The sequence below is a fragment of the Thioclava sp. SK-1 genome (assembly GCF_001705665.1).
GTDB lineage: Bacteria > Pseudomonadota > Alphaproteobacteria > Rhodobacterales > Rhodobacteraceae > Thioclava.
Genome location: NZ_MDHA01000044.1, coordinates 38727 through 55464, shown reverse-complemented (window position 1 = coordinate 55464; position 16738 = coordinate 38727). Strand labels below are relative to the sequence as shown.

The window sequence follows — 16738 nt, the reverse complement described above, 5'->3', positions numbered from 1 at the left end:
CGGCTGACGCCATATCAACCCAAAGGAGAATCTTCTCTATGACGATAGGGGGGGTATGCTTACCGATAGGTTACGATTTGGCCGTATACAGGTGGAGCGAATTTGAAAATCATCAGATAAGCCTGCCCATGTTGCCACCGGGCATTGATCTTGGCTGGGCTGTCAAAGTAAAGGCTGCGCTTCGATAGTTTGGCACCATCGTCATGAATGCTAACGTCAACAGATTAGTTCGGTTTTTTTCGTAGGTTAGATCGAAAACCATGACAACTGGTCGGAGGCAAAATGATCAAAATAGACATTGCGGACCCAAAAGATAAACAAATCTCTGACCTTATTGGCATACATACAGCCTATGGTGACGCGCATTATCCGAGTGAAAGCAATACTCACGTCTATTTGGACGAATATGAAACAAGCGGAGTGCTTCTTTTCGGTGCTTGGAAAGGCGACGAATGTGTCGGGATTGCTGGGCTGAAATCCCTTACGGGCGAACACGGCGAACTAAAGTCGATGCATGTTCTTGAGCAGACGAGAGGTAAGGGCGTTGGCACCCACCTGATAGACACGGTTATTAAAGCGGCCAATGAGAGGGGCCTAAACCGTTTGTCACTTGAGACTGGAAGTCGTGAGGCGTCAGCAGCCGCTCGCAGGCTCTATGCAAAAATTGGTTTTGAATATTGCGGACCTTTCGGCGGTTATAGGGAAGATCCAAATTGTGTCTTCATGACGATGTGCCTTGCCCAGGCCATAAAACCCTTTGGATCAAAGTGACTGCGCCCGATTAACAAAGCGGCCAAAGGCTGCTGGGGCGCGCGCAGACTGTAGCGTCATACGCCACACCACTCATAACAGGGAAGGCGTTTGTAACGAGCGGGCGATCTTGGCTTTTGGCTGACATTGCGCCGCGCTGTTTTTATCCGAATTTTTAGCAAGCCAAGGGCCGGCTTGTGCGTTTCGCTGCCAACGGTCCGTGTTGCGGTTTGGGACCGAGCGGGCAGGGTGCATACAGCATATTTCGTCATCAGACAGGCTTAGGTGCTGCGCAATGGCCAGGTCAATAAACCTTTGTCTGGGCTGTGGCGTGGGCGGGAGCAACCGCATGAAAATCAGCCAACAGCTTTGATGCCCCCAGCGCCAAAAGCCCGACATCGTGACCGATCGCCACGAATGTTGCACCCAATTGCGCATATCGTTTTGACAGCGCCAGGTCCCCGATCAAGATCCCCGCGGCTTTGCCGTGACCAATCACGCGGGCAATAATATCTTCGATCACGCGCTGCACTTGCGGATGTGCGGGATTGTCCAGATGGCCAAGGCTTGCGGCCAGATCGGCTGGGCCAATGAACACCCCGTCAACGCCCTGTGTCGTTGCGATTTCATCAAGATTTTCCAACCCCCGCACCGTTTCTACCTGCACCAGAAGGCAGGCTTGGGCATCGGCGGTGGGCACATAATCCGCGATGCGCCCAAAGCCAGAGGCCCGCCCGACGACAGCGCCCACCCCGCGGATACCATGGGGCGGATAACGCATCGCACGCACCAAAGCTTGGGCGTCTTGTGCTGTTTCCACCATCGGCACCAGAATAGTTTGCGCCCCGGCATCCATCAGTTGTTTGATCATCCACGGCGCCCCCATCGCGGGCCGGACAATAGGATGTGCGCCGCTGCCCCGTGTCGCCGCGATCTGACCAGAAATTGTCACCAGATCATTTGGCCCGTGCTCGGCGTCAATCAATAGCCAGTCATAGCCCGCATCAGCGCAAAGTTCGGTGCAGTAGGGGCTGGCAAGATCTTGCCACAGGCCGATCTGCAACTGGCCGTTCGCCAATGCGGCCTTAAACGGATTTTCGGGGGCGGGCATTGCAATCTCCTGACGATAGTATCGGGGCATGCCAAGCGGCGCATTACGCTGGTGCCTGTGGTCGTGCTTGTAACTGGCGGTGTTCGCAAGTGGTCCCGCCAGCGGACTGGCGGGACCGATTGGCAGGCAGGGCTTAATTGGCCGCCCGCATTTCGCTTAGCGTGTTTTGGACCATGTCAACCACATCTGCGCCAATTTCGACCTTATGGGTTTCATACACAGGCTGCGATTTTTCCAACATCCGCACCTGTTCTTCGGGCGAGACCGTGTTGAATTTCAAACCAGCTTTTTCCATTTTCGCCAGGGATTCTTGGTTCAGCGTCTGGATCACCTCGCGTTCAACGTCGCGACCAACCACAGCACATTCACGCAATGCGGCCTGTTCCTCGGGAGAATATGTGTCGAAAATTGGCTTGGAGAACAGGAACAGGAATGGCGTATAGGTATGTTTTGTTTCGCTGATATAGCTTTGCACCTCATAGAATTTTGAGGTGTCGATTGTCACATAGGGGTTTTCCTGCGCATCGATGGCTTTTGTTTCCAGTGCCGAGAAAACCTCGCCAAAGGACATCGGCGTCGCATTTGCCCCGAAGTTTGAGAATGTATCAAGGAAGATGTTATTTTGCATGACGCGCATCTTCAGCCCGTCAAGATCCTCCCATTTTGTGATAGGGCGTTTGGAATTTGACACGTTGCGGAAACCGTTTTCCCAATAGGCCAGATTGATCAGCCCAACGCCTTCCAGCTTTTCATTCAAGAAATCACCAAATTCGCCATCCATGACAGCATAAGCTTCTTCGTTGGAACGAAACAGGAAGGGCAGGTCAAATACACCAAGCGCAGGCTCGATCCCGACCAAGGGCGACGAGGATGTCACCACTGCTTCTTGCACACCCGAGCGCAGCGCCTGTGTGGCCTGTAAATCGCCGCCAAGCGCGCCGCCCCAGAACCCCGTCATCTTCATCATTCCGCCGGTTTTCTCATCCAGACAGGCCTGCATCGCATCCATGCCGTTGTGAACGGGATGGTCCTCTGCGATCCCATTCGAGACACGGAAATTGCGTTCTTTGAATTCTGCCAATGCGGGGCTTGCGACCCCGCAGGCCACGGTCAACAGCAAGGCTGCTTTCAGGTTCAATTTTTTCATGTGATCCTCCCTAATCAAGTGAAAAATATTTGGTCGTGAGCGACCGGTTCGGCTCAGTAGAACCAGCTTGCAGGCACAAGAACGATCTGTGGGAACACAACCAGCGTCAAAACGACGAGGATCTGCGCCAGCAAAAACGGCCAAACGCCTGCGATCACGCGGCCAAGGGGCAATCGTCCGACCCCGCTGACCACATTCAGCACCACACCAACCGGCGGCGTTAGCAGGCCGATGCAGCAATTCATGATAAACATCACCCCGAAATAGACCGGGTCGATGCCTGCCTCTTTGATGATTGGCAGCAGAACCGGCGTCAGGATCAAAATCGTGGGTGTCAGATCCAGCGCGGTGCCCACAACAAGGATCAGCGCCATGATCGCCAACATCAGCAAGATCGGCCGGTCAATCAGTGGTTTGATATAGGCCGAGATTTCAGCCGGAATATTGGCCGCTGTGATCAGCCATGCTGACACAAGCGCAGCACAGACCAAAAACATGATCGCCGCCGTGGTACGGCCCGCGTTCAAGATCACCTTGGGCAGGTCGGTCAGCTTCAGTTCCCGATACACGCAGGTGCCAACGAATAGTGCATAAAACGCGGCAATTACGGCGGCTTCAGTCGGTGTGACGACGCCGAATTTAATCCCCCCCAATATAATCACCGGCATGCCAAGCGCCCAAAGCGCGCGCCCCCCTGTGCGACCGCGTTCGGACCAGCTGGTCTTGGGCAATGTTGCCACTTCGTCATTTCGTGCGACAATGATCCAGGTAACAATCAGCACCAGCCCCATCAGAACGCCCGGCACGATCCCGGCCATAAACAGCTTTGAGATAGAGATATTTCCGGCCACACCGAAAATGATAAAGGCCATCGACGGCGGGATGATAGGCGCAATGACACCACCCGCGGCAATCAACCCTGCAGAGCGTGGCAAATTATACCCCGCCCGGGCCATCATCGGCAGCAAGATCGCCGCCAGCGCCGCGCTATCGGCTGCAGCAGAGCCAGAGATACTGGCCAGGATTATCGCCGCGAAAATCGCCACAATGCCCAGCCCGCCGCGGATATGGCCCACGCAGGCAATAGAGAAATCAATGATCCGCTTGGACAGGCCACCGGCGTTCATCAGCTCTCCGGCCAGAATGAAAAACGGGATCGCCAGCAAGGTAAATGTATCCGCACCGATCATCATATTCTGTGCGATGATCTGGGTGTTGAACATATCCATATAGGTCATCAAGGCGACACCGCAGACGATCAGCGCAAAGGCCACCGGCACACCGGTCAACATAGAGCCGATCAGCGATGCAATAAAGACAACAAGTGTCATTTGGCACCTCCGCGCGGGTCTGGGGTCAGAGGTTCATCAATCAGGTGGCGTTCGCCTGCGAAGGCCGCGATTTCGGCCTCAGTCATGCGCCCTGATAACAGCCGCGCCAAACGTGTAGCAGAGATCGCAGCGATCATCCCGGCGGTAAACATCCCCGTGCCATAGACCCATGCCATTGAGATCCCGGACACCGGCGCGTTCATCGTAATATTGATCGGAAGCTGCTTCCATGTGCCCAGAAACAGCACCCAGGAACAGCCCAGAATGATCACCTCTGACAAGCCCATCATCACCATTCGGCCCCGGCGCCCCAAGGCCGCTACGAATGTCTCCATCCCCATATGCATGTGATGACGATGGGCAACGACCGCCCCGATAAAGGTTAGCCAGACAAAGAAAAAACGCGACAGCTCTTCCGATACCGGAATGCCTGAATTCAACCCGTAGCGTAGCACGACGTTTAAAAAGACCATCACGGCCATGCCGGCCAGCAACACGATCAGCACAAGGTCCAAAAAGCGGTAAAACAGATCGAAGATGCGCGCCATGATCACAACCTTTCTCCCAGCCCGCGGGTCAGCAGGTTGCGAAACAGGGCGGTGATGCCAAAGTCCCATTGTGGGCAAGTATCGGATTTCGCAACCCAATTCACCAGCCGCCCCAGCGCGGGCGATGAGATTTCAACCCGATCTCCGACATCATGTGTGAACCCTTGGCCAGGGTGGTGACGGTCTTTGGTGGGGGCGAACATCGTGCCCAGGAACAGTACCGCACCATCTGGATATTGATGGCTGCGATTATGCATTTGACCGACCAGATCGGCAGGCCGGCGCGAGATTGCCCGCATCGGACTGTTCCCGGACATGGTGAACCCGTCTTTGCCCTCGACATGCAACGAGACGACAACGTCATCAATACTGTCCAATGTGAAATGATCATCAAACAGCCGGATAAACGGTCCCAGCGCACAAGAGGCGTTATTGTCCTTGGCCTTGCCCAGCAGCAGTGCCGAACGCCCCTCAACATCGCGCAGGTTGACATCATTGCCCAGCGTTGCGCCTACAATCTGCCCGGCGCCATTGGTGATCAATACAACCTCTGGCTCTGGGTTGTTCCACTGCGACATAGGATGAATGCCGACCTGATCGCCGCACCCGACTGCAGACATGGGCTGTGATTTGGTGAAAATCTCGGCATCGGGGCCGATGCCGACCTCCAGATATTGCGACCACAGGCCCATGTCTTGCAACAGCGCCTTCACCTGTGCGGCCTTATCCGATCCGGCTTTGATATCGCGCAAATTCTCCCCGATCACCGGGGCCAGTTTTGCGCGTATATCATTGGCGCGCGCGGCATCGCCGCGGGCCTGTTCTTCGATCACACGTTCTAACATGCTTGCGGCGAATGTCACACCGGCGGCTTTGATCGCCTGTAGGTCAATGGGGGCCAAAAGCCGTCCCGCAGACCCATTCAAAAAACCGTCTAGCGAGCCCAGACAGGGCAGGTCCGACCGTCGCACGATCTGATCCATGTCCGCACGCTCTAACAGATGGGTCATGGTCGCAGCGATGCCTGTCAAATCATACAGGTTTTCACCGCGAACGGTAACAATACAGGGACCGCCCTGCGCGGTTACCCAGACGCGCCCTACCAGCACGGCCCGATGATGATCATCCGGCAGCACCTGGCCCGCCCTCAACATATGCGCTGAAGCCAAAACATCCTCCCTTACATTCGCGCAGCGCCTCCACTCGCTCCGCCAGACATATGATGTCTGACAACAATACAACAGCAGGGATGCCAGCAGCGCAAGCCAAAACTAGGCAGGGGAAGGATAAAAATTGGACCGTTTTTTTTATGAATAAAATTCGATACTTAGTCCAACACGCTGCGCTGATCCGATCAAGTGTCGGCGCATTGCCGCGCGTGCGACCACCGGATCTTTGGTGCGGATCGCGTCGCGAATGGCCGTGTGTTCTTCAATCGTGTGGGCAATCACATCCTCTAATTGCCCTTCGGTCCTGGCGATCACAATCACATGGCTGATTCGATCTGAAATCGCGCCGATAAACTGGCCGAAATATATATTTCCGGTAGCTTCTGCGATAATGCGGTGAAAATCCAGATCGGCCTCCACGCCAGAGCCGCCCCAGTTCTCTGTATCGGTGATCCGGGAAAGTGCCGCGCTTAGCGCGTCCATCTGTGCAGTGGTGTGATGCACGGCAGCAAGGGCGGCAGCCTCCATCTCAAGTGGGATACGCAATTGATAAAGCGAGCGAAAATCGTGCCGGTCCATTGCCTTAGCATCATCAAGATAGATTTGTCGCGCCGGGCGTTCCAGGACAAAGGCGCCAACGCCTTGACGGCTTTCGACCAGGCCTTCGCTGCGCAGTTGCGCAATCGCTTCCCGTACCACCGTCCGGCTGACGCCAAATGTCTTGGCCATCATATGTTCAGTCGGCAGCTTATCCCCGGGCTGCAAGCTGCCCTCATAGATACGCTTGGCAAATTCCGAGGCAATCCGGGTCGGCAGATGCGCAACGCGTTTGATCTGTTCTAAGCCGCTGTCCATATGTCTTCCTTTTACCAGACATCAGATCGCATAGGCTAAAGATCGATCTGACAGCCCCCATTCATCGTTACAGCTGGATCGATAGCCGTTTTAACCGCGCCCAGCAATCTGCGGTGAACATCAGTAAGTCTCTGATCAAAATCGTGTTTCTTTAAACGACCGATCCCATGTTCCGCGCTGATGGAGCCGTTATAACGGTCCAGAACCTGATTGACGATCTGTTTGGCGCGGTAAATCTGCGCATCTATATCGCTGCTGTTGTCTGGCAACATATTCAGATGCACATTTCCATCGCCTACATGGCCATAGGACACGCAGATAACACCGGGCATTTCAGCCAGGATCGCGGCTTCTGCTTCGATGACGAATGTGGCCACTGATGACAGCGGCACAGATATATCGGTGCGCAGATGTTTGCCGCGTTTCGCCTGACCTTCGTTCATCCCTTCGCGGATCAGCCATAGATTGCGTGCTTGTGTCTGGGACTGTGCCACCACCCCGTCTTTGACCAGTTCTGCGTCAAACGCATATTCAATGAATTGCGCCATCAGGTCGTCAATGTTCACCAGGCCAGAGCCTGACAGCTCCATCAACACATAGGCGGGATGCGCGGCTTGCATCGGCAGCACCAGATCGGGCAGCCCCTCTTTTGCCAGCGTAAAGGCCAGTGGTGGCAGGAATTCAAACGCCGACATCAGGTCACAGCATTGTCGTCGGGCGTGGCGATATAATGTGATCGCATCGTCAAGCGAGCCAAGCGCAAGCAGCGCGGTGGCCACCTGTTCGGGTGCAGGCGTCAATTTGACCGATACGGCTGTTATAATGCCTAAGGTTCCTTCAGATCCAATGAAAAGGTGTTTAAGATCAATGCCTCTATTGTCTTTGCGCAGCCGTGTAAGCCCGTCGAACAGGCTGCCATCGGGCAGCACAACCTCTACGCCTAACAACAGATCTCGTGTCATCCCATAGCGTAGAACATTCACCCCACCCGCATTTGTGGCGACATTCCCACCCAATCGGCAGCTGCCCTGCGCGCCCAGTGTCAGCGGGAAATATAACCCGGCCTGAGCAACACTTTCCTTAAAGCTTTCCAGCACAATCCCGGCTTCGACCACAGCCGAAAAATCCTCTGGATCCAGCCGGCGAATAGCGGTCATTCGCTCCAGTGACATCACAACCTGCTGGTCAGGGTGATCTGGCATTGCCCCCAAAACCAGCCCGGTATTTCCGCCCTGCGGCACGATCTGCAGGCTCAACTGCGCTGCAGCACGCACGCAGTCTTGCACTTGGGCGGTGGTGCGCGGGCGCAAAACCGCAATCGCATCAGACTGCATGTCGCCATGCCAATCGCGGCAATAGGGGGCGATACCATCCCCGGTCATCACTACATCTGCACCCAACCGATCTTGCAGCGCGCGTGCAGCATCTGTGCCTGTGTGGCGGTCCTTAACGGCGTCCATCTGTTTTCCTCCTGCGAACGCTTACCCGCCCAGATCGGGTAAATCCTCTCTTGCGTTTCCTATCATGTTGTCAGACAACATTACAATACCAGACTGGCGGGGAGGTCAGTCCGAAACGTCGCGGAGGACAAAATGCACAGTTTAATCATCGGTGCCGCCGGAATGGTGGGGCGCAAGCTGACACAAGATCTGCTGAAGAATCCGCAGTTGGGCAGCGCGCAGATCACAACGCTGGATCTGGTGGATGTCATTCCCCCCGATCGGCCCGACACATCACAGATCACACTTCGTTGCCAAAAGGCGGATCTGTCCGACCCTACAATAGCTGCGACATTGATCGCGCAGCGCCCAGAGGTGATTTTCCATCTGGCAGCGATTGTCTCGGGCGAGGCAGAGGCCGATTTCGACAAGGGCTACCGCGTCAATCTGGATGGCACGCGCGCCTTGTTTGATGCGATCCGCCACGAACATGATCGCAATGGATATACGCCGCGCGTGGTATTTGCCTCTTCTATCGCCGTGGTGGGGGCGCCCTTGCCCTATCCTATTCCTGATGAGTTTCACACGACGCCACTTACCAGCTATGGCACACAAAAGGCGATTTGTGAGCTGTTGCTGGCCGATTACACACGACGCGGAATTTTTGATGGGGTTGGGATCCGGCTACCGACCGTGTGTATTCGTCCGGGCAAGCCCAATAAGGCAGCCTCTGGCTTTTTCTCGGGAATTTTGCGTGAACCTCTGGTGGGGCAGGAAGCGGTGCTGCCGGTGCCAGACACGATCCGCCATTGGCATGCCTCGCCCCGGTCGGCGGTTGGGTTCATGCGCCACGCGGCCAGCATGGACACGGGCGCGATCGGGCCGCGCCGCAACCTGTCCATGCCCGGTGTATCTGCCACCGTGGCAGAGCAAATTGAGGCGCTGCGCCGGATCGCCGGTGACGCTGCAGTGCAGCTGATCCGCCGCGAACCTGACGCCGCGATCACCGCGATGTGTAAAGGCTGGGCCCCAGGGTTTGAGGCCAAACGGGCGTTATCGCTTGGGTTTCGTGCCGAGACGAATTTTGAACACATCATTCAAGCCCACATTGAGGATGAGTTGGAAGGTGTCAAATGAGCCAGATCGCCTTTTTAGGAACCGGCCTGATGGGCGCGCCAATGGTGCGTCGCCTGTTGGCTGCGTCCCATGATGTTAAGGTCTGGAACCGCGACGAGGCCAAGGCGCGGGCATTGCTGCCTGATGGGGCACATCTGGCCCAAACGCCGGCACAGGCCGTGCATGGTGCGCAATATATTTTTACGATGTTGTCAGACGGCACGGCAGTAGAGGATGTGATCTTCACCCAAAACACGGCTCAGGCAATGGGGCAGGGCGCGGTTTTGATCGATTGCTCTTCTATTGCGCCCGATATTGCGCGCGATCACGATGCCCGATTGGCGGCGTTGGAAATTGCTTATTGTGACTGCCCGGTTTCAGGGGGTGTAGCCGGTGCAACCGACGGCACGTTGTCACTGATGGCAGGGGGCGGCGCACAGACGATTTCAGATATTGCCCCTGTCATGGCGGCGTTGGGGCGGTTGACCCATGTTGGCCCTGCGGGTGCCGGCCAGATTTGCAAATTGGCCAATCAGCAGATCGTTGCCATCACCATCGGGGCCTTGGCCGAGGCGATGGTGCTGGTCCAGGCAGGCGGCGCGGATCGGGCGAAATTTCGCGATGCGATCCGCGGTGGATTTGCCGAAAGCCGGATATTGGACCTGCATGGCGCCAGGATGGTGGCGCGCGATTTCACACCCGGCGGTCCCTCACGCCTGCAACTCAAAGATCTGGATGCGGTGATGGGTATGGCGCAGGGTAAGGGGCTGACCCTGCCACTGTCGCAACAAATCCGCGATGAATACGCCGATTTTGTGGCGCAGGGCCATGCCGAGGCCGACCATAGCGGCCTGTTGCTGTATATCGAAACCTTAAACGCCGCACCGCGCGCGAACCCACAGGACAGATAAATGACCGATACCGCGCCCAAACCCCGCTTGCGGTCCCAAGATTGGTTCGATAATCCCGATCATGCCGATATGACCGCGCTGTATCTTGAGCGATTTATGAATTACGGCACCACACCGGAAGAACTGCGCTCTGGCAGGCCGATCATAGGGATCGCGCAATCGGGCAGTGACCTGAATCCGTGCAACCGGCATCATCTTGATCTGGCCAAACGCGTGCGTGATGGGATCCGCGATGCAGGCGGCATTCCGATTGAATTCCCAACCCATACGCTGTTTGAAAATTGCAAGCGGCCCACGGCGGCGCTGGACCGCAATTTGACCTATCTTGGGCTGGTAGAGCTGCTGTATGGCTATCCGTTTGACGGTGTTGTGCTGACCACAGGCTGCGACAAAACCACCCCGTCGTCGCTGATGGCTGCGGCGACGGTCGACATTCCAGCCATTGTTCTATCAGGCGGGCCGATGCTCGACGGCTGGCATGAGGGCGATCTTGTCGGCTCTGGCACGGTGATCTGGCGGTCACGGCGCAAATATGCGGCTGGGGAAATCACCCATGATGAATTCTTGGAAACGGCATTGGACAGCGCGCCGTCAATCGGCCATTGCAATACGATGGGCACGGCCTCGACGATGAATGCAATTGCCGAGGCTTTGGGCATGTCGCTGCCCGGTTGCGCAGCAATACCGGCGGCCTACCGCGAACGTGGACAGATGGCCTATCGCACGGGAAAACGCGCGGTGGAGCTGGTGTTAGAAGATATCCGACCCTGCGATATCATGACCCGCGCGGCCTTTTTAAACGCGATCCGGGTCAATGCAGCGATTGGTGGCTCGACCAATGCACAGCCTCATATCGTGGCCATGGCCAAACATGCCGGGGTCGATATCACGGCAGAGGATTGGCAGACATATGGGTATGACATACCGCTTTTGGCCAATGTGCAGCCTGCGGGCAGATATTTGGGCGAACGGTTCCACCGGGCGGGCGGCGTTCCTGCGATCATGTGGGAATTGCTACAGGCCGGAAAGCTGGACGGCACCTGCGCCACGGTCAGCGGCCAACGCGTGGCCGATACGCTGAACGGACGTGAAAGCCGGGACCGGGAGGTTATCTTTCCCTATGGCGCGCCGATGATGGACCGCGCGGGGTTCTTTGTTCTGTCGGGCAATCTTTTTGATTTCGCGATCATGAAAACCAGCGTGATCTCAGAGGAATTCCGTGCCCGCTACCTGTCCGATCCGGGGGCCGAGGGGGTTTTCGAAGGCACGGCCTATGTGTTTGAAGGCTCAGAAGATTATCACAACCGGATCAATGACCCCGCCTTGGATATCGACGAACGTTCAATCCTGGTCATTCGCGGCGCAGGTCCGTTGGGCTGGCCCGGCTCTGCCGAGGTGGTGAACATGCAACCGCCCGATCGGTTGTTGCGCCGCGGGATCACCTCTTTGCCAACAATCGGGGATGGGCGGCAATCAGGAACCGCGGACAGCCCCTCAATTTTGAACGCCTCACCCGAAAGCGCGGCCGGGGGCGGTTTGGCATGGCTGCGCACAGGGGACCGCATCCGTATTGATCTGAACAAAGGCCATTGTAACATGGTGGTCGAGCCCGCAGAGATTGCCCGGCGCAAGGGCGAGGCCCTGCCTGCGGTGCCGCCCTCTGCGACACCCTGGCAAAAGCTTTACCGTGAGACGGTGACGCAGATGGACGAGGGCGCAATCATTCGCGGTGCGGATGATTTTCAGCGTATCTCGCGTAAATTGCCGCGGCACAATCACTGACATATTGGCTCGGCGCCTCAGATTTGGAGCACCGGGCCGACCCAAGGTGTGGCACGCGGTCACAATGCGGTCAGCCGCGCGGTGATTTTTGCGCGCAGATGTTCAACGCGTGCCGCCATCACACGGTTTTTGCGCTGGATCAGCCACAGATCATGGCAGATAGGATTGGGCAGTTGCGCGATGGTCAGTCGTGCCCGGTCATGAAACGTGTCAACGCCGCTTCTGGGCAATATCGTATAGCCAAGACCACGGACAACAGGGTCTGGGATCTGTCCGATTTGATTGACAAAGCTGCGCCTGACCAGGGCCTCGGCCCCACGATATTCCTTGGGGAAATTTGCGCCCAACAGCTCATCTGCATGGGCGTAGCCATCGGGATGGGCAATGAACCCCAGCTGATTTAACGCCGCCAGATCCGTGGGTGTGTGATGCCCTAGCGGCAGCAACAGGCACAGCTCGTCTTGTCCCGCACGCAGACCTTCCAGCCGTGGATGGCTGGGCGGATGGCTGATCACGCCCAAATCAACGGTGCCATCCACAACGCCCTGCATCACCAGGGCTTCGGGTGCGGCCGTCAACATAATGCTTAGATCAGGTGCGGTCTGCATTTCCTGCATAAAGCAGGGGTATAGCAACAATGCGATTGAGCCAGAGCAGGCGACGCTGACATCCCCCTTGGTGGGATCATCGAACTGCAGCGATTGGCGGAAATTTATCTCTTCTTGGCGTCGGCGCCGACCAATCTCTGCTACCGCCGCACCCGTTGGTGTCAGTGTAAAGCTTTTGCCATCGCGCGACAGCAGGGGCTGGCCCAACTGCGCCTCCAGCTTCTTCACATGTTGGCTGACGCCGGGTTGGGTCATGTTCAACACATGGGCTGCACGGGTGAAATTCCCGATGTCGCACAGGGTCACAAATGTGTCCAACCATGTCGCGTTGAGCATGATCTATTCCAGCTTGTTATGATTATGCGGTCAAATCATAATTTGATGAATGCGCAAAGTCACGCCAAATATCGTGCCAACATCACAAGGAGACAGATGATCATGACCACACCGCGCACATTCTCCCATATCGGGCTTTCTGTGCCTGACCTTGACAAGGCGGTTGAATTCTACCGCGATGTCATGGGCTTTTACGTCATTATGCAACCGACTGAAATCGCGCAGGATGACAGCGATATCGGTGTCATGTGTGATGATGTTTTTGGCCCGGGATGGGGCAAATTCCGTATCGCACATTTGTCGACCGCAGACCGGATCGGGTTTGAGTTGTTCGAATTCCCCAAAAATCATGCGCCTAATGATAATTTACCCTTTCGGCAGACTGGCCTGTTCCATTTCGCCATCCAGGATCCCGATCTGGAAGGGTTGCTGGCGCGCATCCTTGCAGCCGGTGGCAAACAGCGCATGCCGGTGCGCGAATATTTCCCCGGCGAAAAACCGTATCGTATGGTCTATGTCGAAGACCCGTTCGGCATTGTGTTTGAGCTGTATTCCCACAGCTATGAGCTAACCTACTCCGCCGGCGCCTATAGCTAAGGCCGAGGTGCGGGTGCGGCACGTTGCGGGCAATCAATCGGGTCAGGGATCTGGGCCAAGATAGTCTAGGTCGCTGACCTGTTCCATCCAGGTGACGGCGCTACCGTCGATGCTTTCTTGGATGGCGATATGGCTCATGGCGGTGGTGGGGCAGGCGCCGTGCCAGTGCTTTTCTGAGGGCGGAAAGACCACAACATCGCCTTGTGAGACCTCCTCTATGATGCCGCCTTCGCGCTGCACCCGACCGCGACCAAAGGTAATGAGGATCGTCTGGCCTGCCGGGTGGGTATGCCATGCGGTGCGCGCACCGGGTTCAAATGTCACATGGGTGCCGCTGGTGCGTCCGGGGGCGTCGGCCTGAAACAGCGGGTCAATACGGACGGTGCCGGTGAACCAATCAGCAGGCCCTGCGGCCGAGGGGGCGGTGCCACTGCGGATGATTTTCATCATGAATCCCTTTCCGTTTGCGCCGTGAATTCGGGGCATACCGCGCCAGAATTGCATGTTGGGCCGCCCGGCGATAGCCCGCTTAAAGATGCGCCCACGTCCGCCCGGGCCTGTGCTTTGGTTTGGGCCTATCGCGCCGGGCGCGACAAATCAGGACCCGGCCGGGGGCAAAAGCGCCTGACTGGCCTGCGCAAACCCTTCAATCAACTGTGTCGTGGTGCTGGAAACCTCTTGTCCGGCGCGATGAAACAGGCCAAATTCATAGGGGATGTCCTCTTGCAAGGGCACGGTTTTGACGCCTTCAATGGCAACCCCAAGGGCCGAGACCGGATCAACGATCGCAATACCAAGCCCAGCCCGCGCCGCCAAAATAGCATTGAGCGAGCTATTGGTTGTTAGCTCTTTCTGCGGGGTGATGCCTGCACGGCCAAAGGCTGCGTCAATCTTATGGCGGATGCGGTAGCTATTGCCCAAAGTCAGCAGGCGGCTTTGGGCAAACATTTGATATGTCACGCGCGTCACCGCGCTGTCGCGTGGCACCACAGCCACCAAAGCTGCGCGATGCGATACCAGACACTCCACCCCCGCATGTGCCAGCGGCAGGGCGCATATTCCATAATCCACCGCGCCCGACTGCACTGCTTGGGCCAGATGCTCTGCGCCCATCGTGTTGACCGAAACACAGGCAGGAAGGTCGATGTTCAGCCCGGCCAATATTATCGGCAACAGGCCTGCTGCCATCGTTGGGGTGGCGGCAATGGTCAACGATCGGATCCGCGTGTCGCGCAGTGCGGCGGCGCGATCAGCGACCTGTTTGTAATTGGTCATCAGCCGCTGCGCGTCCTCAAAGAACTGCACGCCATTTCGGGTTGGTGTGATGCGTGGTCCATTGCGTTCAAATACGGCAAAGCCAAGCACGGCCTCTAGATCACGGATGAGGCGGGTGATCGCAGGCTGTCCGATGCCCAGATGTTTGGCGGCGCCGGTCATTGACCCAGAGGCCATGACGGCGACGAAGGCCTCAATCCCACGCATATCAGGTCGTCCATTATTCTTGTTTGACATAGTGTCGCCTCTATGATCTTTAATTGAATTAATCGGTCTTCATTATGCTTAATTGGCATAGCTGCCCGATGCAAGAAACCATGATAGCAAAGCGATCCTATGACCCAAACGCGTGATGCGATTGACCAAGCCGCCGGCCTGACCCATCAAGGTGCCGTGTGGCACCATCGTCAATATCGGCCCGAATTTGTGTCCGGTGCGGCGGCGTGTCGTCAAGCGGTGCTGCACCCCGATATTGATCTGGGCTTGTCGGCACAGCTGCGTGCGGCCGTGGCGCGCAGAATTGCGCTGACCGGGGGCAATATCGCCCTGCGTGATGCCTATGCGACGCCAGATGACGCAGATTTACAGGCATTTTCGGATGGGCGGCCCTGTGACGACCCGGCCTTGCATGTTTTGGCCGGGCATGTCGATATGATCGCAAATGACCCCAAAGCGGCAAGTTCTGCGCATTTGCAACGGCTGCAAGACGCGGGCTATAGCACAGCACAGATCGTCGCCTTGTCGGAACTTTGCGCCTATGTCTGTTTTCAGATCCGTTTGGCGCATGGTCTGGCTTTGCTGGAGGATCTGTCATGAGCGATATTCCCCAAATCAAGCTGAAACCGCTGACATGGTCGCCCTATCTTGCACCGGTCGAAGTGGCACAGGCGACGCCAGCGCAACTGGCCGCGATGCAGGTCACGCCGTCGGCCAAGAAGGTTTCCCCCTATGTGCGTCTTTTGGCGCATGATCCCGAAAGCTATGTGGCGCGCACCAAGCTGTTCAACGCGATCATGTATGCTGAAGCTGGCCTGCCCAGAGAGGATCGTGAGTTGGGCGCTTTGGGTGCATCTTTGGTCAATGGGTGCCGATATTGTGCAAATGTGCATGCGCGCCAACATGCCAAGCTGACGTCCTCGACCGCTGTGATATCAGCGCTTTATGCAGGAAGGGTAGATGTTTTAAGCGCGCGCGATCAGGCGATTATGACCTTTGCCGAGGCCTTGACCGCCACACCGCCCAAAGCCGATCGCAGCCATATGGAGCAGCTGAAAGCCTGCGGGATGGACCCGGTTGAGATCATCGATCTGATCCATTCTATCGCGATTTTCGGCTGGGCGAACCGGTTGATGCACCCCCTTGGACAGGCACATTGAAAGAGCTTACTATGACCCCTATTGAGACCACAGCAGCCCCCGCAGCCATTGGCCCATATTCCCAAGCGATGCGCGTTGGAAATTTATTGTTCGTATCCGGGCAATTGCCGATTGACCCCGCAACGGGCGCATTTGCCAGTGACGAGCCTGTGGGGCAAATGCGCCAATGCATGACCAATATCGCAGCGATTGCTGCCGCCGCAGGAACGGATATTTCCAGCACGGTGAAAACCACGATATTGGTCACGGATCTTGGCCAGTTCGCCCAGATCAACGAGGCCTATGGGGCGGTATTTACTGCGCCTTTCCCTGCGCGCGCCTGTTATCAGGTGGCGGCGCTGCCTAAGGGGGCGCAGGTGGAAGTTGAAGCTGTGATCGCGTGTTAAC

18 protein-coding genes are annotated in these 16738 nt (G+C 56.7%); 8 read left to right on the top strand and 10 right to left on the bottom strand.

The features are described 5' to 3' along the window. Positions 1-282 precede the first annotated feature (282 nt). A complete protein-coding gene (locus BFP70_RS10515) occupies positions 283-771 on the top strand; it encodes a GNAT family N-acetyltransferase (RefSeq protein ID WP_066011538.1) in 489 nt (162 codons plus the stop codon). Between the two features lie 283 nt (positions 772-1054). On the opposite strand, the gene BFP70_RS10510 is transcribed toward BFP70_RS10515, so the two are convergent. The 7 genes from BFP70_RS10510 to BFP70_RS10480 form a co-directional block, all read right to left on the bottom strand. Beyond that, a complete protein-coding gene (locus tag BFP70_RS10510) occupies positions 1055-1861 on the bottom strand; it encodes an aldolase/citrate lyase family protein (RefSeq protein ID WP_066011537.1) in 807 nt (268 codons plus the stop codon). Positions 1862-1994: 133 nt separating this feature from the next. Then, complete coding sequence (locus BFP70_RS10505; protein ID WP_066011536.1) at positions 1995-3008, bottom strand: TRAP transporter substrate-binding protein; 1014 nt, start codon at positions 3006-3008, stop codon at positions 1995-1997. A 53-nt stretch (positions 3009-3061) separates the two neighbouring features. Beyond that, on the bottom strand, positions 3062-4339 hold the full coding sequence (locus BFP70_RS10500) for a TRAP transporter large permease (protein WP_066011535.1): 1278 nt from the start codon (positions 4337-4339) through the stop codon (positions 3062-3064). Beyond that, positions 4336-4887, bottom strand: coding sequence for a TRAP transporter small permease (locus tag BFP70_RS10495; protein WP_066011534.1), 552 nt, complete (start codon positions 4885-4887; stop codon positions 4336-4338). Before BFP70_RS10495 ends, BFP70_RS10500 begins: the two co-directional genes overlap by 4 nt. Before the next feature lie 2 nt (positions 4888-4889). Continuing rightward, positions 4890-6056 (bottom strand): fumarylacetoacetate hydrolase family protein, encoded by a 1167-nt coding sequence (locus BFP70_RS10490; protein WP_255356668.1) that lies wholly within the window; start codon positions 6054-6056, stop codon positions 4890-4892. A gap of 138 nt (positions 6057-6194) precedes the next feature. Then, a complete protein-coding gene (locus BFP70_RS10485; RefSeq protein ID WP_066011532.1) occupies positions 6195-6911 on the bottom strand; it encodes a FadR/GntR family transcriptional regulator in 717 nt (238 codons plus the stop codon). A gap of 35 nt (positions 6912-6946) precedes the next feature. Beyond that, positions 6947-8371, bottom strand: coding sequence for an FAD-binding oxidoreductase (locus BFP70_RS10480; RefSeq protein ID WP_066011531.1), 1425 nt, complete (start codon positions 8369-8371; stop codon positions 6947-6949). A gap of 132 nt (positions 8372-8503) precedes the next feature. On the opposite strand from BFP70_RS10480, the gene denD reads away from it, so the two are divergent. From denD to BFP70_RS10465, 3 genes are read left to right on the top strand one after another with little or no spacing between them, the layout of a single operon-like run. Continuing rightward, complete coding sequence (denD, locus tag BFP70_RS10475) at positions 8504-9487, top strand: D-erythronate dehydrogenase (RefSeq protein ID WP_066011530.1); 984 nt, start codon at positions 8504-8506, stop codon at positions 9485-9487. After that, positions 9484-10377, top strand: a complete 894-nt coding sequence (locus BFP70_RS10470; protein ID WP_066011529.1) for an NAD(P)-dependent oxidoreductase — start codon at positions 9484-9486, stop codon at positions 10375-10377. The genes denD and BFP70_RS10470 overlap by 4 nt, the downstream gene beginning before the upstream one ends. Next, entirely contained in the window at positions 10378-12159 is a 1782-nt protein-coding gene (locus tag BFP70_RS10465) for an IlvD/Edd family dehydratase (protein ID WP_066011528.1), read from the top strand. Between the two features lie 59 nt (positions 12160-12218). Here BFP70_RS10465 and BFP70_RS10460 read toward each other — a convergent pair whose 3' ends face one another. Next, complete coding sequence (locus BFP70_RS10460) at positions 12219-13103, bottom strand: LysR family transcriptional regulator (protein WP_066011527.1); 885 nt, start codon at positions 13101-13103, stop codon at positions 12219-12221. Between the two features lie 99 nt (positions 13104-13202). Here BFP70_RS10460 and BFP70_RS10455 point away from each other — a divergent pair, with 99 nt between their 5' ends. Next, entirely contained in the window at positions 13203-13700 is a 498-nt protein-coding gene (locus tag BFP70_RS10455) for a lactoylglutathione lyase family protein (RefSeq protein WP_141693174.1), read from the top strand. A 42-nt stretch (positions 13701-13742) separates the two neighbouring features. Here the strand turns inward: BFP70_RS10455 and BFP70_RS10450 are convergent, their stop codons facing one another. After that, positions 13743-14147: a cupin domain-containing protein gene (locus BFP70_RS10450; protein ID WP_066011734.1), complete on the bottom strand. Its 405-nt coding sequence runs from the start codon at positions 14145-14147 to the stop codon at positions 13743-13745. 150 nt (positions 14148-14297) lie between these two features. Then, positions 14298-15182 carry a LysR family transcriptional regulator gene (locus BFP70_RS10445; protein WP_176715548.1) on the bottom strand — a complete coding sequence of 295 codons (885 nt, stop codon included), beginning with the start codon at positions 15180-15182 and terminating at the stop codon, positions 14298-14300. A gap of 129 nt (positions 15183-15311) precedes the next feature. Here BFP70_RS10445 and BFP70_RS10440 point away from each other — a divergent pair, with 129 nt between their 5' ends. From BFP70_RS10440 to BFP70_RS10430, 3 genes are read left to right on the top strand one after another with little or no spacing between them, the layout of a single operon-like run. Continuing rightward, on the top strand, positions 15312-15791 hold the full coding sequence (locus tag BFP70_RS10440; protein WP_066011525.1) for a hypothetical protein: 480 nt from the start codon (positions 15312-15314) through the stop codon (positions 15789-15791). Further along, complete coding sequence (locus BFP70_RS10435; protein ID WP_066011524.1) at positions 15788-16351, top strand: peroxidase-related enzyme; 564 nt, start codon at positions 15788-15790, stop codon at positions 16349-16351. The genes BFP70_RS10440 and BFP70_RS10435 overlap by 4 nt, the downstream gene beginning before the upstream one ends. A gap of 11 nt (positions 16352-16362) precedes the next feature. Then, positions 16363-16737 carry a Rid family detoxifying hydrolase gene (locus tag BFP70_RS10430; protein ID WP_066011523.1) on the top strand — a complete coding sequence of 125 codons (375 nt, stop codon included), beginning with the start codon at positions 16363-16365 and terminating at the stop codon, positions 16735-16737. Position 16738 lies beyond the last annotated feature (1 nt).